This window comes from Dinoroseobacter sp. S76 (genome assembly GCF_049801095.1).
GTDB lineage: Bacteria > Pseudomonadota > Alphaproteobacteria > Rhodobacterales > Rhodobacteraceae > Dinoroseobacter.
In genome coordinates this window covers 53,477-72,224 of the sequence record NZ_JBNAGH010000002.1, presented here as the reverse complement: position 1 = coordinate 72,224, position 18,748 = coordinate 53,477, and the positions used below count along the sequence as shown (strand labels likewise).

At 64.8% G+C, this 18,748-nt stretch carries 16 protein-coding genes; 9 read left to right on the top strand and 7 right to left on the bottom strand.

Features of this window, described 5'->3' with window-relative positions; genetic code table 11:
* Window positions 1–8: 8 nt before the first annotated feature.
* The 4 genes from ACP153_RS06110 to ACP153_RS06095 all read left to right on the top strand — a co-directional run bounded on the left by ACP153_RS06110 (window position 9) and on the right by ACP153_RS06095 (window position 4,001).
* Entirely contained in the window at window positions 9–1,532 is a 1,524-nt protein-coding gene (locus ACP153_RS06110; RefSeq protein ID WP_424970096.1) for a class I adenylate-forming enzyme family protein, read from the top strand.
* Window positions 1,519–2,166, top strand: coding sequence for a DsbA family oxidoreductase (locus ACP153_RS06105; RefSeq protein ID WP_424970095.1), 648 nt, complete (start codon window positions 1,519–1,521; stop codon window positions 2,164–2,166). The genes ACP153_RS06110 and ACP153_RS06105 overlap by 14 nt, the downstream gene beginning before the upstream one ends.
* A 77-nt stretch (window positions 2,167–2,243) precedes the next feature.
* Window positions 2,244–3,452: a multidrug effflux MFS transporter gene (locus ACP153_RS06100; protein ID WP_424970094.1), complete on the top strand. Its 1,209-nt coding sequence runs from the start codon at window positions 2,244–2,246 to the stop codon at window positions 3,450–3,452.
* 114 nt (window positions 3,453–3,566) lie between these two features.
* The gene (locus ACP153_RS06095) at window positions 3,567–4,001 is read left to right on the top strand and encodes a hypothetical protein (protein ID WP_424970093.1); all 435 of its coding nucleotides are present in this window, start codon (window positions 3,567–3,569) and stop codon (window positions 3,999–4,001) included.
* A gap of 71 nt (window positions 4,002–4,072) precedes the next feature.
* On the opposite strand, the gene mfd is transcribed toward ACP153_RS06095, so the two are convergent.
* On the bottom strand, window positions 4,073–7,567 hold the full coding sequence (mfd, locus tag ACP153_RS06090) for a transcription-repair coupling factor (RefSeq protein ID WP_424970092.1): 3,495 nt from the start codon (window positions 7,565–7,567) through the stop codon (window positions 4,073–4,075).
* A 68-nt stretch (window positions 7,568–7,635) separates the two neighbouring features.
* Window positions 7,636–8,172: a component of SufBCD complex gene (locus tag ACP153_RS06085; RefSeq protein WP_424970757.1), complete on the bottom strand. Its 537-nt coding sequence runs from the start codon at window positions 8,170–8,172 to the stop codon at window positions 7,636–7,638.
* Window positions 8,173–8,280: 108 nt separating this feature from the next.
* On the opposite strand from ACP153_RS06085, the gene hemB reads away from it, so the two are divergent.
* The 3 genes from hemB to ACP153_RS06070 all read left to right on the top strand — a co-directional run bounded on the left by hemB (window position 8,281) and on the right by ACP153_RS06070 (window position 12,583).
* Window positions 8,281–9,282, top strand: a complete 1,002-nt coding sequence (hemB, locus tag ACP153_RS06080) for a porphobilinogen synthase (protein WP_424970091.1) — start codon at window positions 8,281–8,283, stop codon at window positions 9,280–9,282.
* 176 nt (window positions 9,283–9,458) lie between these two features.
* A complete protein-coding gene (locus tag ACP153_RS06075; protein WP_424970090.1) occupies window positions 9,459–10,028 on the top strand; it encodes a YSC84-related protein in 570 nt (189 codons plus the stop codon).
* Window positions 10,029–10,102: 74 nt separating this feature from the next.
* Window positions 10,103–12,583: a penicillin acylase family protein gene (locus tag ACP153_RS06070; RefSeq protein ID WP_424970089.1), complete on the top strand. Its 2,481-nt coding sequence runs from the start codon at window positions 10,103–10,105 to the stop codon at window positions 12,581–12,583.
* On the opposite strand, the gene ACP153_RS06065 is transcribed toward ACP153_RS06070, so the two are convergent.
* A complete protein-coding gene (locus tag ACP153_RS06065) occupies window positions 12,580–13,182 on the bottom strand; it encodes a TetR/AcrR family transcriptional regulator (protein WP_424970088.1) in 603 nt (200 codons plus the stop codon). The two genes, ACP153_RS06070 and ACP153_RS06065, sit on opposite strands and share 4 nt — an antisense overlap.
* 98 nt (window positions 13,183–13,280) lie before the next feature.
* Between ACP153_RS06065 and ACP153_RS06060 the strand changes: the two genes are divergently transcribed.
* The gene (locus tag ACP153_RS06060) at window positions 13,281–13,643 is read left to right on the top strand and encodes a hypothetical protein (protein ID WP_424970087.1); all 363 of its coding nucleotides are present in this window, start codon (window positions 13,281–13,283) and stop codon (window positions 13,641–13,643) included.
* 21 nt (window positions 13,644–13,664) lie between these two features.
* Here the strand turns inward: ACP153_RS06060 and hflX are convergent, their stop codons facing one another.
* The 4 genes from hflX to trkA all read right to left on the bottom strand — a co-directional run bounded on the left by hflX (window position 13,665) and on the right by trkA (window position 18,200).
* On the bottom strand, window positions 13,665–14,918 hold the full coding sequence (gene hflX / locus ACP153_RS06055; protein WP_424970086.1) for a GTPase HflX: 1,254 nt from the start codon (window positions 14,916–14,918) through the stop codon (window positions 13,665–13,667).
* A 41-nt stretch (window positions 14,919–14,959) separates the two neighbouring features.
* Window positions 14,960–15,193 carry an RNA chaperone Hfq gene (gene hfq, locus ACP153_RS06050; protein WP_424967440.1) on the bottom strand — a complete coding sequence of 78 codons (234 nt, stop codon included), beginning with the start codon at window positions 15,191–15,193 and terminating at the stop codon, window positions 14,960–14,962.
* A gap of 125 nt (window positions 15,194–15,318) precedes the next feature.
* A complete protein-coding gene (locus ACP153_RS06045; RefSeq protein WP_424970085.1) occupies window positions 15,319–16,824 on the bottom strand; it encodes a potassium transporter TrkG in 1,506 nt (501 codons plus the stop codon).
* The gene (trkA, locus tag ACP153_RS06040; RefSeq protein WP_424970084.1) at window positions 16,824–18,200 is read right to left on the bottom strand and encodes a Trk system potassium transporter TrkA; all 1,377 of its coding nucleotides are present in this window, start codon (window positions 18,198–18,200) and stop codon (window positions 16,824–16,826) included. Before trkA ends, ACP153_RS06045 begins: the two co-directional genes overlap by 1 nt.
* 106 nt (window positions 18,201–18,306) lie before the next feature.
* On the opposite strand from trkA, the gene ACP153_RS06035 reads away from it, so the two are divergent.
* Window positions 18,307–18,747 carry a hypothetical protein gene (locus ACP153_RS06035; protein ID WP_424970083.1) on the top strand — a complete coding sequence of 147 codons (441 nt, stop codon included), beginning with the start codon at window positions 18,307–18,309 and terminating at the stop codon, window positions 18,745–18,747.
* Window position 18,748 lies beyond the last annotated feature (1 nt).

The following is an 18,748-nucleotide window of genomic DNA, read 5'->3' as shown; positions in this document are numbered from 1 at the left end:
CCAGAGCCATGAACTCCACGCCCCAAATCGACCCGTTTGCACCCTGCCCTGCGCCGTTCAACCTGGCGGCCTATGTGCTGGATCCGGGCAACGCGCCGAGTGCGAAAACCGCGCTGGAGCTTTGGTCCGGCACGCGGGTGGATCGCTGGAGCTACCATCGCCTGCGCCGCGCCGTGTTTCAGACTGCAGCGGCACTTCTGGAGGAAGGATGCCAGCCGCGCGACAAGATCCTGATGCGCGTGGGCAATAGTGTCGACTTTCCGATCTTGTTTCTGGCCTGTCTGGCCGCAGATCTCGTGCCCGTGCCGACCTCTGCCGCGCTGACGCAGGAAGAGATCGACTGGATCGCCGGGGATCTGCAACCCGCCCTGTCGGTTTGGGATGGCGAGACCGTCGCGCCGACCGGGCTGCGCAGCCTGCGGATCCACGACATTAAATCCGCCGAGCAAATTGCTGGTTTTGAACCGGTTCCCGGGGACCCGAACCGGTTGGCTTTTGTCGTTTATACGTCTGGCAGCTCAGGGCGGCCGCGCGCCGTGGCCCATGCCCATCGCGCGATCTGGGCGCGCCGCATGATGTGGGACGGGTGGTACGGGATGGGTCCCGAGGATCGGATGCTCCATGCCGGGGCGTTCAACTGGACCTATACGCTGGGTGTCGGGTTGATGGATCCGTGGGCGATAGGCGCAACGGCGATCATTCCTGCGGCGGGCACGCAATCCGTGGACCTGCCGGAGCTGTTGCACCAATCGGAGGCCTCTATTTTCGCCGCGGCACCGGGAGTTTATCGTCAGATCCTCAAGTCAGACGCCCTAACGCCCCTCCCATCCCTGCGCCACGGGCTTGCGGCGGGCGAAGCCCTGCCCGGCAGCCTCCGCGAGACCTGGCGTGACCGCATGGGCACCGAGATCTACGAGGCGCTCGGCATGTCCGAATGCTCCACCTTCGTGTCCGGGTGCCCGACACGTCCGGCACCCCCGGGGACCGCGGGCTACGCGCAGCCGGGCCGGCGCATCGCGGCCCTGGGTGCCGAGGGCGCACCCGTTCCGCCCTTGAAGCCGGGCCGCCTCGCCATTCACCGCAGCGATCCGGGATTGATGCTGGGCTATCTCGAGGATGGGCGCCCCACCCTGCCCCTGCAGGGTGACTGGTTCGACACAGGCGATATGGTTGAAATCGGCGCGGATGGGGCCGTGCGCTATCTCGGGCGCGATGATGACATGATGAATGCGGGAGGCTTCCGGGTCTCACCGCTGGAGGTAGAGCGTGCGTTCCAATCCCTGCCTGAGATCACCGAGACCGCTGCGGTTGAGGTTGAGATCAAGCCGGACGTCACAGTAATCGCGCTCTTTTACGCCTCGAACACGGCCCTGCCAGAGGACCGCCTGCGCGCAGAGGCCCTGCAACACTTGGCGCGCTACAAGCAACCGCGCCTTTACATTCACCGCGAAACCCTGCCCAAGGGTGGGAATGGAAAACTGAACCGCCGCGCGTTGCGGGCGGGTTTCGAGGCCCCCCATGATCAAGCTTGATATCCTGTCCGACCCGATCTGCCCCTGGTGCTATATCGGCAAGAGCTATCTCGACCGTGCGATGGCGGATGTGCCGGACCACCCGTTCACCATCGAATGGCACCCGTTTCAGCTGAACCCGGACATGCCGCGCAAGGGGATGGAGCGGCGCACCTATCTGGAGGCGAAATTCGGCGGGCCCGAAGGAGCAGCACAAGTCTATGGCCGGATCGAGGAGACCGCGAAGGCCGCAGGGCTCGACATTGACTTCGCCGCGATCAAGCGCACGCCGAACACGCTCGACGCCCATCGCCTGATCCATTGGGCCGGGTTGGAGGGACGGCAGATCGCCATGGTTTCGCGCCTCTTCACCGCCTATTTCCGCGAGGGGCTGGATATCGGCGATCTCGATGTGCTCTGCGGTTTGGCCGAGGAGGTTGGTCTCGATGCAGCGGTCACGCGCACCCTGCTCGAAGGCGATGCGGATGCCGAGGATATCCGCGCCCGTGACGCCCATGCCCGCCAGCGCGGCGTCTCGGGCGTTCCGACCTTCGTGCTTGCGAACCAGCATGTGCTCAACGGGGCGCAACCACCTGAGCTGTGGGCCAAAGTCATCGACGAGCTGCAGGGGCAGATCCGCGCCGCCCAAAGCTGATCCCGGTAGGGGCATCAGCGCATATGGCGCGCGCCGCGCAGGCGTGTTAGCGATCCGGGAATCCACCGGAGCCTGAAATGCCCCCGCCCCGCCTGTCCCAGCCGGAGTTCATCGCCTTGATGGCGATGCTGTTCGCGACGATTGCGTTTTCCATCGACGCGATGCTGCCCGCCCTGCCCGAAATCGCGGCAGAGCTGACGCCCGAGGATGTGAACCGCGCGCAGCTGATCGTGACCTCCTTTGTGTTTGGCATGGGCTTCGGAACGCTGTTGGCCGGGCCGCTCTCGGACAGCTTTGGCCGAAAGCCGGTGATCGTGGCGGGCGCCGCGCTCTATTGTGCGGCGGCGGCCCTGGCTTGGGTTGCGCAATCGCTTGAACTGGCTCTGCTGGCGCGTCTCGTGCAGGGCATTGGTGCCGCAGGACCGCGCGTGGTGGCGATTGCCATGGTACGCGACCTCTATGTCGGGCGCCAGATGGCGCGGATCATGTCGCTGGTCTTTCTGATCTTCGCCCTCGTGCCCGCCATCGCCCCCAGCCTTGGAGCATTGATCATCCATGTGGCGGGCTGGCGCGCGATCTTTGCGGCCTTCATCGGTTTTGCGGTCCTTTCCGTGGGATGGTTGATGATCCGGCAGGCAGAGACCCTGCCCCTCGCGGCCCGCAGACCGCTCTCCCTCCGCGAAGTCGGGCGCAATGTGGCCGAAGTTCTGAGCAACCGCGTCGTGCGCCTCTCGATCCTCGCGCAGACCATGTCCTTCGGGACGCTCTTTGCGACCCTCTCCTCGACCCAACCGGTCTTCGACGTGACCTTCGACCAAGCCGCGCAATTCCACCTGTGGTTTGCGGCCATCGCCGTTCTGGCCTCCAGCGCCAGCGCGATCAACGCGCGGCTCGTGGTGCGGCTGGGCATGCGGCGCATGGTGCGCGCGGTGCTGACGGGGCAGATCGGGATCTCGACCGGGTTCCTTCTGATCAGCTGGATCGGCTGGCCCGACGCGCTCCATCTCTGGGCCTATTTCTTCTGGGTGACGAGCGTCTTCTTCATGGCAGGAATGACCCTCGGCAATCTCAACGCCATCGCGATGGAGCCCATGGGCCATATCGCGGGCACCGCAGCGTCGGTCGTCGGATCGGTCTCCACTATGGGGTCGGTCCTCTTGGCCGTGCCGATCGGGTTGATGTTCGACGGAACCCCGATCCCCGGGGTCGCCGGGGTGCTCGTGCTCTGCATCGGGGCGCTCTGGGTGATGAAGGTCCTCGGCTCACGCGGAGAACAGCCAGCCTGAGCCCAGGAATTTAACGGCGCCCCCTGCCGGGAAAGCGCGGTTGCCGCCTTGCTGCACCGCCGAAAACCCGTCATTCTGAGCGCATCCGATATCTGCAAACCTCAGGATGTTCTCATGATGAAATCGGCAGCATTGGCCCTTGTCGCGGCCCTTGGCTTCACCGCTCCGGCCCAGGCAGATCCGACCATCGGCTTTGGCTTCACCATGGCCTTCAGCGGTGGCGAGCCGAATGCGGGCGTCGGCCTGCGACTGTTCACCGATGATGAGCAGGATAGCACGGTGGGCAGCATCGGGGTCGATTACATGTTCCGGACCCGCGTCTTCCGCCCGACGGTCGGGATCGCCTATCTCGATGAGGATTACTATCTGGGGCTGGATCTCGGCTATGATCCCGCGCTCAACCTGCTCGATTTCGGTGTGAGCGGCGGGTTGGTCGAGACCGACGCCCCGAGCAGCAACCGTTCCACATCTTCGGACGAAACGGATGACATGGATGGCGGTCCGGGGAGCGGCAGTGCTGATGTCACTATCATTGCTGCCGACGGTTGACCCGATAGGAGCTGTCACGCGCGACGCCCATTGAAAGAAAGCGCGCGAGATCGCGCAAGATTTGGGACCTGCTAGTTTGACTTGCTCGAAACCGGCTTGGCTTTGCCCTTCGCCTGCGCGGCCAGATCCCGCGCAATGGCGAAGGCGCCCTTGATCCGGTCGCTTTCCTTCGCCCAGTCCCGACGCACGACGATTTTGTTGTCGCGCACCTTCGCGAGGCCCCGCTGATCCTGAATGAAGGTCACAAGCCCCGCCGGATTGGCGAATTTGTCGTTGTGGAACTGCACCGTCGCGCCCTTGGGGCCGCCATCGAGCTTGGCGATCCCGGCCTTCTTGCACATGGCCTTGATCCGCACGATCAGGAGCAGCGTGTTGACCTCGCGCGGCAGCTTGCCGAAGCGGTCGATCAGCTCGGCGGCAAAGCCTTCGAGCTCCACCTTGGTCGTGAGCTGCGAGAGCCGCCGGTAAAGCCCCAGCCGCACGTCGAGATCGGGCACGAACGCCTCGGGGATCAGCACCGGCACGCCGAGATTGATCTGCGGCGCCCATTGGCCATCCATATCCGTGACACCCTCCAGCTCGCCCGCCTTGATCTTGCCGATCGCCTCTTCGAGCATGGTCTGATATAGCTCATAGCCCACTTCGCGGAACTGGCCGGACTGCGCCTCGCCCAGAAGGTTCCCGGCGCCGCGAATGTCGAGATCCTGCGAGGCGAGCGTGAAGCCCGCGCCAAGACTGTCGAGCGAACCGAGCACCCGCAGACGCTTTTCGGCCGCCGGAGTCAGTTTCTGGCGCGGTTTCGTGGTCAGATAGGCATAGGCGCGGGTCTTGGCGCGCCCCACCCGGCCCCGGATCTGATAGAGCTGGCTCAGCCCGAACATATCCGCCCGGTGGATGATCATCGTATTGGCCGTGGGGATATCGAGCCCGGATTCCACGATGGTCGTGGCGAGCAGCACATCGTATTTGCCGTCATAGAACGCGTTCATCCGCTCATCGAGCTCGCCCGCCGCCATCTGGCCATGGGCTATGACAAAGCTCACCTCCGGCACATGATCGCGCAGGAATTCTTCGATCTCGGGGATGTCCTTGATGCGCGGCACAACAAAGAAGCTTTGCCCACCACGATAATGCTCGCGCAAGAGCGCTTCTCGCAGGGTGACCGGGTCGAACTCAGAGACGTAAGTGCGGATCGAGAGCCGATCCACGGGCGGCGTGCCGATGATCGACAGGTCCCGCACGCCCGACAGGCTGAGCTGCAGCGTGCGGGGGATCGGCGTCGCCGTCAGGGTCAGCACATGGACATCGGAGCGAAGCTCTTTGAGCCGCTCCTTGTGGCCGACGCCAAACCGCTGCTCCTCATCGATGATCAGAAGCCCGAGATTGTTGAACCGCACGTTCTTCGCCAGAAGCGCATGGGTCCCAACGACAATGTCGATGGACCCGGCCCCGAGCCCCTTTTTCGTATCGGACGCGGATTTCGCGGGCACGAACCGCGAGAGCGGACGCACCTCCAGCGGGAAGCCCCGGAAGCGTTCGGCGAAGCTCTTGTAATGCTGGCGCGCGAGCAAGGTCGTCGGCGCGATCACCGCCACCTGCACGCCCGAGAGGGCCGCGATGAAGGCCGCGCGCATGGCCACTTCGGTCTTGCCAAAGCCCACATCGCCGCAGATGAGCCGGTCCATGGGCGTGCCCGCCGCGAGGTCGGCAACCACATCTTCAATGGCGCTCAGCTGATCATCGGTCTCCGTGTAGGGGAAGCGGGCCGAGAAAGCCTCCCACATATCCGGGGGTGGCTCGAGCATGGGGGCCCGGCGCAAGGCGCGCTCGGCGGCGATGCGGATGAGCTTGTCCGCCATCTCGCGGATCCGCTCCTTGAGCTTGGCCTTCTTGGCCTGCCAGGCACCACCGCCCAGCTTGTCCAGAAGGCCGATCTCTTGCCCGAAGCGGCTGAGGAGCTCGATATTCTCCACCGGCAGGTAGAGCCGGTCGCCCCCGGCATATTCCAGCAGCAGGCATTCATGGGGCGCGCCCATGGCCGTCACGGTCTCGAGCCCTTTGAAACAGCCCACCCCGTGATCCACATGAACCACAAGATCCCCGGCGCTGAGGCTCGTAGCCTCCTGCAAGAAGTTCTCCGCCCGGCGCTTGCGCTTGGTGGTGCGGATCAGCCGGTCACCCAGCACATCCTGCTCCGAGATCACCGTCAGCCGCGTGCCCGCCGCATCCTTGCCCTCGAACCCCTCGTCGAGCGCCCAGACCAGCAGGTAGACTCCGCCGGTCCCACTCGGCACATCCGAAAGCCGCGCGATTTCCGACAGGCCCGCGACTTCCTGATCCTCCAAGAGCCCGCGCAGGCGTTCCCGCGCACCTTCTGACCAGCTGGCAATCACCACCTGGCTGCCCGCGCGCTTGGCGGCGATATGAGCGGCGAGTGCCTCGAAAAGGCCGGTCGCCTCGCTCTGCCGTTCCGGCGCGAAGTTCCGCCCGATCCGCCCGCCCGCATCGGTCACGCCGGGGCCGGAGGCCGAGGGCAGCACGCTCAGTTGCAGGGTGCGCTTGGTGGCGAGCTGTGCCGCTTCATCCTCGGGCGGGATATAGAGGAGCTCAGGCGGACATGGCTTATAGACCGTGCCCATCTGCCCCTTCTGGGCCAGCGCATGGCGCCGGGTCTCATACTGGTCTTGGATCCCCTCCCAACGGCTGAGATGCATGGCCTCGAACTGATCATCGAGCAGCAGGCTCGCCTCGGGCACATAGTCGAGCAGCGTCTCCAGCCGTGCGTGGAAGAAAGGCAGCCAATGCTCCATCCCCGCATGTTTGCGGCCTGCGGACACCGCCTCGTAAAGGGGATCATCGGTCCCCGCCGCACCGAACTCGATGCGATAGGACTGGCGGAACCGGGTGATCGCCGCCTCATCGAGAATGATCTCGGAAACTGGCGCGAGCTCGATCGCGTCCAGCGTCTCGGTTGTGCGCTGGGTCACGGGATCAAAGCGGCGCGCGCCATCGAGGATATCGCCAAAGAGGTCGAGCCGCACCGGACCGCTCTGCCCGGGCGGATAGATATCGATGATCCCGCCCCGGACCGCGTAATCGCCGGGCTCGGTCACCGTGGGCGCCTGCACAAACCCCATCCGGGTCAGGAACTCACGCAGCCCCCGCTCATCGATCTGCCCCTCGACCTGAGCCGAGAAGCTCGCCTCTGCCAGCACGGCGCGCGCAGGCACGCGCTGGGTCACAGCGCTCAGCGTCGTCAGGAGGATGAAAGGTCCCGGCATGCCATGGGCGAGGGCTGCCAGCGTCGCCATGCGCGTGGCGCTGATCTCTGCATTGGGCGAGGAGCGGTCAAAGGGCAGACAGTCCCAGCCCGGAAAGCGCAGCACGGGGATCTGCGGCGCGCTGACGGCGAGGGCGGCGGCCATGGCCGACATGCGCTTGTCATCGCGGGCGACAAACACCGCCTGTCCCGCATCGCCCTGCGCCTCGCGCGCCACGATCTGCGCGTCAAAGCCTTCGGGCACGCCGGTGATGCGCAAACGGGTCGGAGAGGTCGGGGAGGTCATGGCGTGGAGGTACGTGCTTTGGCGTTGCTGTCAACTGCTGTGGGATCCGGGACCGGATCGGGGCGGGCTCAGTTTCCCAGAACCCCGACGCTCATGGTCTGCCAGATACCCCAGAAGGCGGTGAAGAAAATCGACACGATGCCCACAAGCTGCGTGCAGAGCCGGTGCCGCTTGAGCCCGGCGACAAGCTCCGGCCCCTCGGGACGTTTGTCGAGGATTTCCTGCGCGGTGCGCTGGCTCAAAAGGGTGAGCAGGCAAAAGGGAAAGACCAGGAAAAAGAGCGCCTGGCAAAGCTCGATCCAGTAGAAGAACCCCAAGAGGAAAAGGGCCGTGATCAGAAACCCGCCCACAGCCGTGGCCAGAAGCCCGGCCCGGGCGCTGAAACTGACATAGCGGCGCGCCTGGATCTGGCTCAACCTGTTGAGATCGCGCCAGGTTTCCGGATCATCCCGGCGCTGTGCCCGCTGTACCAGATCGAAGGGCACCCCGACGATATAGTGGCTCAGCATGGACCAGAACGCGGCCAGCGCGATCCAGTACCACATGCTCGAAAACGAACGGGCGTCGATCAGCTCGGAGATGGTGAGATGCAGGTCCAAGGGCACAATCCAACAGGCGTGTGCGCGGACCATAGGCAGGTGCGCAGGGGAGTTCCAGCCTTGAGATACAGGCAATTTCATGGCACCCAGACTGAAGTTACGAAAAGGCCCGATATGCGACCGACCCAAGCTCCGTTCCCCCATTCCCGTTTCCGTCGGCTGCGCCGCACCCCTGCCCTGCGCAACCTTGCGCGACAGTGCGAGTTGAGCGTGCATGATCTGATCTGGCCAATCTTCGTCAGCGAGCCGGATGGCGCCGTGGATGTGCCCTCCATGCCCGGGGTCAGCCGGGTGACGGTGGAGGGAGCTGTGCGCGCCGCGGAGCGCGCGGCCAAGCTCGGCATCCCGGCGATCTGCCTCTTTCCCTACACGGATCCGTCGCTCAAGACCCTGCTCTGCGAGGAAGCCTGGAACCCCGAAAACCTGAGCAATCGGGCCATCCGGGCGATCAAGGCCGAGGTGCCGGAGATCGCCGTGATGACCGATGTGGCGCTCGACCCCTATAACATCAACGGCCATGACGGGATCGTCCGGGACGGGGTGATCGTGAATGACGAAAGCGTCGGGGCACTGGTCAAGATGGCCGTGGCTCAAGCTGAGGCGGGCGCCGATATTCTTGGCCCCTCGGACATGATGGATGGCCGGATCGGTGCGATGCGCGCCGCCCTTGAGGCCTCGGGCCATACGGATGTGACGATCCTCAGCTATGCCGCGAAATACAGCTCGGGGTTCTATGGCCCGTTCCGCGATGCGGTGGGCGCCTCCGGTGCGCTGGTGGGCGACAAGAACACCTACCAAATGGATCCTGGCAATTCCGACGAGGCCCTGCGCCTGATCGAGCGCGACCTGACCGAAGGCGCGGATATGGTCATGGTGAAGCCCGGCATGCCCTATCTCGACATCTGCCGCCGAGTGAAAGACGCGTTTGGCGTGCCGACCTATGCCTATCAGGTCTCGGGCGAGTACGCGATGATCCAGGCGGCGGTGTCCAATGGCTGGCTCGACCATGACAAGGTGATGTTTGAGTCGCTGCTCGCGTTCAAACGCGCCGGATGCGACGGGATCCTGACCTATTTCGCGCCCATCGTCGCCGAACGGCTGAACGGGATCGCATAAACCCGCCCGTTTTGCGCCCGCAGCGGCCAATATGCAGGGATGTGAGGTGACAGACCCCACTCCCTCGGTTAAAACACGACATCAAGGGGCCGCAGAGCCCCCAGCCACTAAACCGGCTGGATCCCGGCGCACAGGCATGGCCGGGCCCGGTCGATGTCATGAGAAAGAGCGAGCAGATGACACAGAAAATCACACGGCGCGGCGCCGTTTTGGGCGCGAGCCTTGGGGCTCTGGTGGCCCTGGCGGGCTGCGCCTCCGTCGAGGGCAGCGCGCAACGCGCCGCCACCATTGATCAGCGCGTGGATGCAGCCCTGCTGTTTTTGGAATCGAGCGTGCCGGGCGCGTCCGACCTCGGCCAGAAAGCCTCCGGCGTGCTGGTCATGCCCCTGATCACCGAAGCGGGCTTTGGCGTCGGCGGGGCCTATGGCAAGGGCGCGCTGCGGATCAACGGCGCGACCATCGACTATTATCAGGGCACGCAGGCGAGCTTCGGCTTTCAGATCGGCGCCCAGCAATACGCCCATGCGATCTTCTTCATGACCGATGAGGCGTTGCAGAATTTCCGCAATGGCAGCGGCGTGACCGTGGGCGGCGATCTGGAGATCACCCTTGCCGATACGGGCGAGTCCATCAGTGCCGAAACCCTGACCGCCCGCGACCCGGTGGTGGGCATCATCTTCGGTCAGGCGGGCCTGATTGCAGGCGCATCCCTGAACGGGACGGTCTATAACCGCATCATCCCCTGATCCTCGGGGAGGTGACCGCCCGACCGGGCGCGCCAAGGCAATGACCGGGCCCGGCCCGGGGTAGAAAGGGTGACATGGCGCGGCTCCTGAAATGGATGATGCGGATCCTGTTGGTCAGTCTCGCGCTTGTCGGGGTTGGCCTCGGGCTCACCTACTATTTCACGTCCCGCTCGATCCCGGATTACGATGGCAGCTATGCGCTGCAAGGGGTGTCCGCGCCGGTGGAGATCGTGCGCGACACCCATAACGTGCCCCATATCTTTGGACAGACCGATGCGGACAGCTATTTCGGTCTCGGCTTTGTCCATGCCCAGGACCGTCTGTGGCAGATGGTGATGATGCGGCGCACGGCCCAGGGACGCCTGTCCGAGCTCTTTGGCACGCGCACCTTGCAAATCGACGATCTGCTCCGGCGGTTCGACTTCTACCGGCTCGCGCAATCCTCGGTGAATGCGCTGTCTCCCGCGACGACCGAAGCATTGGAGGCCTATGCAGCGGGGGTAAATGCCTGGATCGCGGAGGTGAACAAGGGCGCGCTGGGGCGCGGCGCGCCGGAGTTTTTCCTCTTCGAGCCCCAGATCGCGCCATGGCAACCCGCCGACTCGGTCGTGATGATCAAGCTCATGGCCCTGCAGCTCAGCTGGCACATGCAGACCGAGGTGTTGCGGGCGCGGATCTCCCTCGCCCTGCCGCCGGAGCGGGTGCTCGACATCCTGCCCGAGAGCCCGGGCGAGGGCCTGACCGTGCTCCCGGATTTCGCGCAACTCGTGCCGGGGATCGACCGTCGGCAGGCTTTTGCGGGCACGCCCCTGCCCCTCGATCCGCTCTCGCCCGTGCATCCCCGCCCCTTTGCAGGCGCGTCGAATGCCTGGGCCGCGGCGCCGTCGCGCTCCGCCGCGGGTGGCACGCTTCTGGCCAATGACCCGCATCTGGAGTTCACCGCACCGGCCATCTGGTATCTCGCGCGGATGGATCTTGGCGCGGGTGGAGTGATTGGCGGTACGGTTCCCGGCATTCCGGCGATCCTGACCGGACGCAACGGGTTTCTCGGCTGGGGCCTGACCTCCAGCTACGCGGATGATCAGGACCTGTTCATCGAGCAGCTGAACCCCGACAATCCCGAGGAATACCTCACGCCGCAGGGTTACAAACCTTTCCGCACCCGGCGCTCGGTGATCGAAGTGAAGGATGCCGCCCCGGTGACCATCACCCTGCGCTGGACCGAGAACGGGCCGGTCCTGCCCGGGCGGCATTACAACCTCGCCACCGTCACGCCCCAGGGCCATGTGGCGGCCCTCGCCTGGACCGCGCTCAGCCCGAACGACACCTCCATGGATGCGGCACTCAACCTGATGGCCGCGCGGGATGTGGAGGCCGCGATCGAAGTGGGCCGTGATTTCATCGCCCCGGCCCAGAACCTGACCCTCGCCGATGCCGAGCGTGTGGCCTTCCAGACTGTGGGCGCCCTGCCCCGGCGCGCCGCCGCCCACCAGAGCCTCGGACGGCTGCCGACCCCCGGTTGGCGTCCCGAGAACCGCTGGCAAGGCGCGCTCGGCTATGCCGCCAATCCGCGTTTCGTTGACCCGTCCAGCGGCCTTCTGGGCAACACGAATAACAAGGTGATCGACCGCCCCTTCCCCTTCCACATGTCCTATGACTGGGGCGACACCCAGCGGGTGCAACGCTGGGAGCGGCTCATGGGCGCGCGGCAGGTTCATACCCGCGACAGTTTCATCGAGGCGCAGCTCGACACGGTCAGTCAGGGCGCGCGGACCCTCCTGCCGCTTGTGGCGCGGGACCTGTGGTTCTCGGAGGAGGCCTCTGCGCTTGGGTCCCAGGCGCGGGACCGGCGCATCGCGCTCGACCTGCTGGCCGAGTGGAATGGCGAGATGTCCGAGCATCTGCCCGAGCCCCTGATCTACACCGCCTGGATGCGCGCCTTGCAGGAACGCTTGATCCGCGACGAGCTTGGCCCGCTCGCAGATGAGTTCCAGCATCCGGAGATCCTCTTCCTTGAACGGGTCTTCCGCGATGTAGATGGGGCGAGCATCTGGTGCGATGTGGTCCAGAGCAGCGAGGTCGAGACCTGCACCTTGCAGGCCCGCCGCGCGCTGGACGATGCGCTCCTGTCGCTCTCGGAAACCTTTGGTCGCGCGGTCGAGGGCTGGCGCTGGGGCGACGCCCATGAAGCCACCCATGACCACCCGGTTCTGGGCGAGGCGCCGTTCATCGGCCCGCTCCTGAACATCCGGCAGTCCACCAGCGGCGGGGACACGACCCTCATGCGCGGGGTCACCAAGGGGACGGGCCCGAACCCCTATCTCAACACCCATGGCGGGGCCTATCGCGGGGTTTATGACTTCGCGGATCCCGACAGTTCGGTCTTCATCATCTCGACGGGGCAGTCCGGTCACCCGCTCTCGCGGCATTACGATGATCTGGGGGAGCTGTGGCGGCGCGGGGAGTACATCCCAATGACGCTGGACCCGGATCTGGCCCGGGCCGGGGCCAATGGGGTGACCCTGCTCTACCCCGCCGAGCCCACCCAGCCCTAGGCGGGATAAAGGCGCTGGAGCTGCTCCAGCGCCATCTGCGCCCGTTGGGTCCTCGCGTCTGGCCTGGGCGGCTCCTGATGCCCGGCCACCACTCGGATCTGTAGATCGCCGATCAAGAGCCGTAGATACGTGTCGCTGATCTCCGCCGCGTCTGGGTCGGGCGCAAGCGCCCCCTGCCCCTGAGCCTGTTCAATTACCTGGGTGATCAGCGGCGCGATGCTGCCACGTCCCGCCTCCGACAGCGCCGCGCCCAAAGCCCCGCTCGCATCCGCCGCAGCCGCCCGGTTGAGCGCAATGGCGCGGGGGCTCAGCAGAAGCCCGAGCAGCTCGGGCCCCAACCTGGCCAACACATCCCAAGGCGCGCTCTGATCCTCCAAGGCCCGTTCCAGGGTTTCGCGGATCGCGGCCGCATTGCCCGCCACCAGCGCCTCGAAGAGCCCGATCTTGTTGCCATACCATTGGTAGAGCGTCCCGTTTGACGCCTTGGCGCGCTGCGCAACCGAGAGAACGGACATGCCCGCAAAGCCCTTCTCTTCAAGAAGCTCATAGGCTGCGGCCTCAATCTCCGCCCGTCTCTGTTTCCTGGTTTCCGCGCGCATGGTGTTGTCTCCGATCGCTCTTGACGGAAACCGTACAGATGATTACGGATATGAGCAACCGTACACACGATTACACTTTTGACGAAAGGAACCGAGAGATGACATGTCGCTATAGCCAGGCCGGACTGACCGCCCTGATCGTGCTGCAAGCGGTGATGCTGAGCGCGCTTTATGCCGGGGTCGCGCCCCACCCGCCGGCCACCACACCGCTCTTTGCGATCGGGCCCTTCATTGGCGCCGCGATTGCGGCAGCGCTTGCCGCGCTCTGGATTGGACCTGGGGAGCGTGCCGGGCGCGCGCTCATGGGGATCGCAGCGCTCGGGGCGCTGGTCTCCTTCGGTCCACAGAAATATCTCGATGCGCAGTTCGCCCTGATCTGGCCCGCTGTTGTCACCGGGCAGATCGCAGCGGCAGTGGTTTTGTGGCGGGCGGTGCAGGCCGGGCGGGTGCACGCGGCCTGAGCGAGCCGAGCGAGGGGCGGGCTAGGAGCCAGCCCCTTCCATCGCTTCGAAACGGGCCTTTTGCGCCGGGGTCCAGCGCACCTGCAGCTCATAGCCCTCATCGGTCTGGGCTTCGCCCTCGACCACCCCCTGCTCAAAGAGCCAGGCCCGAGCGCGCCCCTCCGCATAGGGGATCATCAAGGTGTCATCCGTCACAGCGGGCGTCAGCAGGTCCGCCACCCGCGCATGCAACGCATCGAACCCATCGCCGCGTATGGCCGAGATGGCGAGGACATTCTCCTGCCGCGCGGCCGAGTTGCGCAAGGCATCCGCCTCCGCCTCGGGCAAGAGGTCCAGCTTGTTCCAGACCTCGACCATGCAGGTGGTCTCCTTCACCCCAAGCGCGTCGAGGATCTTATGCACATCCTCGGCCTGCGCCGCACTGTCGGGATGGGCAACGTCGCGCACATGGAGGATGAGATCCGCGTCCAGCACCTCTTCGAGCGTCGCGCGGAAGGCCGCGACAAGCTCGGTCGGCAGATTAGAGATGAACCCCACCGTATCGGACAGGATCACGTCGAGCCCCGTGGGCAGTTGCAGCGCGCGCATGGTCGGGTCCAGCGTGGCAAAGAGCATGTCCTTGGCCATCACCTCCGCCCCGGTCAGGTGATTGAAAAGGGTCGACTTTCCGGCGTTGGTATAGCCCACAAGGGCCACGATTGGGTACGGCACTTTCTTGCGCGCGGCACGGTGCAGTTCACGGGTTTTGACCACCTTGGCAAGCTGGCGCTTGATCCGGGTCACCGCCTCGTCAATCGCCCGGCGGTCCGCCTCAATCTGCGTCTCCCCCGGACCGCCCACGAAGCCGAGGCCACCGCGCTGCCGCTCCAGGTGGGTCCAGGACCGCACCAGCCGGGTGCGCTGATAGGCGAGCGCCGCAAGCTCGACCTGCAGGACGCCTTCGCGGGTTCGGGCACGGTCGGCAAAGATCTCGAGAATCAGACCTGTCCGGTCGAGGATCTTGGTCTTCCATTCCCGCTCGAGATTGCGCTGTTGCACCGGGCTCACGGGGCCATCGATCAGGACAAGCCCGATCTCTTCCGCCTTGATACGCGCGCCCAGCTCCTCGATCTTGCCCGACCCGAACAGAAGCCCCGGCTGCACCTTGGGCAGGCGCACATTCTCCGACCCCACCACATCGAGACGCGGCAGAGCGGCCGCGAGTGACACGGCCTCTTCCAGAGCGGGTCCCGCCAGACGGCGCGCCCGGTCCGAGGTCAGTTCGGGGTGCAGCACCAGAGCACGGGTCTGCTCGGGTGCATGGTCATAGAAGTCGGTCAGTCTTCGCCCTCATACAGGCTAATCGGCTGGGTCGGCATGACGGTCGAGATCGCGTGCTTGTACACCAACTGGCTCTGGCCGTCGCGACGCAGCAGAACGCAGAAATTATCAAACCAGGTGATAACCCCCTGCAATTTAACGCCATTGATAAGGAATACCGTTACCGGAACCTTGGTTTTACGAACATGATTGAGAAACGCGTCCTGCAAATTCTGTTTGTCGCCGGCCATTCTGAGTGCCTTTTTCTTGTGCTGTGCCGCAAATGAAATCGCGGAAATCTTTGACTACGGCAGAGTATGTGATGTGCACGCGGGGGATTCCACCCCTAAAGGCAGGGACATAGCGGAAATGCGCCCTAGTTGCGCCAGAAATCCGGATTGAGGAGCGCCAAAATCGCCAGCGTTTCAAGCCTGCCGAGGACCATGGCCGCGCAAAGAATGTATTTCGCCGTTTCCGGAAGTGTCGCGTAGGAAATAGGCACTTCGGTCGCAATTGTCGCAATTGGGCCGGTGGTCGTCAGGGCCGCGAAGGTCAGTAATGTGGCCTCCTCAAACCCGAGTCCAGAAAGTGCCAATGCCGACATCGTCAGGGCGATTGAAAGTGCAAAAAGCATGAAAAAAATCCATGCAATCGTGGAGCCTTCACGGCGGAGCCGTCGGCCCGTGTAGCCCGCGGAGTTGACCGAGGAGGGATGGATCAGACGCTCCATCTCACGCACCCCGTGCTTGTAGAGCACATAGACCCGCAGGAGCTTCACTCCGCCCGCCGTGGTCGCCACCCCGCCCCCGAAAAGCGCGATGCCCGCAAGGAGAAGCCCGGGCGTGTGCAGGCCGGACCAGTTCTGTGCTGCGGCCCAGGACGTGCTTTCGAAACCGGTGGTGGTCAGGAAAGACAGGACCATGAACATGCTGCCCCAGAGCGCGGTGATCGCGCTGTCATCGAGTTGGGACTGCACTTCGAACGCACCCAACCAGTGGCGCAGGAAGAGAAAAAGCGGGATCGAGAGCACAAAGATCAGCGCGATCCGCAGTTCCCGATCCCGGCGCAGTTCGCGCCAGTTCGGGCTGAGCCCGCCGATGAAACTGCGCCTTGTGATGGCGAAAACCAGAAAGGCAAAAATCGCGACCTCGGCCATCGCGCCATTGGGTGCCTCCCCTGGAAGATCCCCCGCCGTGATCCCGCTGGTGGACAGGGTCGACATGGCAAAGATCAGGCCATGGGCAGGCTCCGTACCGCACAGGATCATGATCAGCCACAGGACCCCAGTCAGGGTAAGGTAGATCGGCCCGAGCCGCAGGGCGAAGCGGATCAGCCGGGTCGAGGCCGCCGCCTTGCCGCTCGTCTCGCGGGTGCTGCGCCCCTGCCCGGCTTCCTGGACGGAGGTCACCTCGAACCCGCCAAGGGTCAGCGGCGCCATCACGGCAAAGGCTGTCACCCAGATCAGAAAGCCCCCGAGCCAGCCAACCGTCGCCCGCCACAGATGCACCGGCATGGGCAGGCGGTCCGGCTCGAACAGGGTCGCGCCCGTGGTGGTGATCGAGGCGACCATCTCCACATAGGCGTTGCTGAACCGCGTGTCGGGCACCGCCTCGGCCAGGGGCACGGCCAGCATGATTGGCAGCGCCGAGAACGTCAGAAGGAGCGCAACCAGTTGACGCCGCTCACTATTTGGTGCGGGAAGGTTCATGGTGGCCAGCCCCAGCAGGATCACCAGCGTCAGGAACAGGATCCCGCCATAGAGAAAGGGCCGCGCGATCTCCAGCTGGCCAATCGCCCCCGCATAGAGCGCGGGGATGAACATCGCGAGCGCGCCAATCCCCATCAGCACCACGATCAGAGGGAACCGCCGGAGCGCCTTCATCAGAAGAAATCGATCGAGACCTGCAGCAGGCGCTCGACCTCTGGCACGTCCTTGGACAGCGCAAACATCACGATGACCGAGGCTTCCTCGATCCGGGTACTGCCTTTGGGTCGGATGATCTTGCCATCCTTGAGGATCCCGGCCAGCAACACGCCTTCGGGGAAATCCACGTCACGCACCAGCTGTCCCGAGAGCGGCGAGGTCGACAGAACCTGCGCCTCGATCACCTCGGCCTCTGCGTCTCCGATGGAATAGACCGTGCGCACCCTGCCATGGCGCACATGGCGCAGGATCGAGCTCACGGTCGTGGCGCGCGGGTTGATATAGGCGTCGATATCGAGCGGCCCGAGCAGCGGGACCAGCGTCGGGTCGTTCACCAATGAGATCGCCACAGGACAGCCCTCGGACTTCGCGCGCACGCCTGAAAGCAGATTGGTCTTGTCGTCATCGGTGATACAGAGCACCGCATCGGCCTTCTCAATGTTGGCCTCGCGCAACAGCTCCACATTCAACCCGTCGCCATTGAGCACAATCGTCCGCTCCAGCGCGTCCGCGGCCCGTTCGGCCCGCTTGCGGTCACGCTCGATCATCTTGACGCGCACCCGGTTCTCACGGCGTTCCAGCTGCCGGGCCACGGCGAGGCCCACATTGCCGCCGCCGACAATGACCACGCGCTCAAGCTTGCCCACGGTTTTGCCAAACACCTCGAGCGTGCGGTCCACATCATCATCCTTGCAGAAGAGATAGACCTGATCGCCCTCAAAAAGCTGATCCCCGGGCTCAGGCACGAAGAGCGTGCCCTGCCGCCGGATCCCCACCACCATCACATGGAGCGTCGAGAAAAGATCCGTGAGCTGCCGCAGGGGCGTCGACAGAACCGGGCAATCCGGGTCGAGCAGGATACCCAAGAGCTGCGCCTTGCCCTCCAGGAACTCTTCGGTGTCAAAGGCCGCAGGCGCCGAGAGCCGTTGCAACGCGGCGTCGGCCACCTCCCGCTCCGGACTGATCACCACGTCGATCGGCAGGTGGTCCCGGCGGTAAAGATCCGAATAGATCGCCGTCAGATAGCTCTGGGCGCGCAGACGCGCGATCTTGCGCGGGATCTCGAAGATCGAATGGGCAATCTGACAGATCACCATATTCACCTCGTCCGAGAAGGTCGCGGCGATGATCATATCCGCATCCCGCGCTCCGGCGGAGGTCAGCACATCCGGGTAGGAGGCAAAGCCCGTGATCCCCTGCACGTCCAGTGTATCGGTGGCACGCCGCACAAGCTCGGGGTTGTTGTCCACGACGGTCACGTCGTTGCGCTCGCCCGACAGGAAGCGGGCGATTTGCCAGCCGACCTGCCCCGCTCCACAAATGATGACTTTCATAGACCCGCCTCATCTCGGTATGCTTCCCGGCATACTTGGTTGCGGGCGCGGTGAAAAGAGTTGCGCCACGCAAGCCCGCCCGGGGCCGTTGGGAGGACACAGGAAGATGCGACATGCAGCAGCGCTGATCGGGATGGCCGCCATCGGATTGTCAGCCTGCGCGCCGGTCATCGTCTATGACCAGCCGGGCGTGACCGTCTCGAAACTGGCCGGTGATCTGGAACGCTGCGCCCTGCGTGCCCAGTCCATCGCCCCGCGGGATGTGCAGCGCGAACGGCGCACGGTTGAAGTCGTGGAATACCGCTACGGCGTGCCGCGGATCGTCTATGACCGGCAATGGGTGGATGTGGACATCAATGCAGGCGCCCGCGAGGAAAGCCGCCTCAACTGCCTCGAGGCGGCGGGCTACAGCCTCGCACAACTGCCCGCCTGCACCTCGGGACAAGCGAGCGCGGTGACGCCCGCCACGCGGCAAGTGGCTGCGAGCGAGACCTCCTGTGCGGCCAAGATCTCCGGCGTGGGGCCGGTGATCCTGCCGGGCAGCTAGG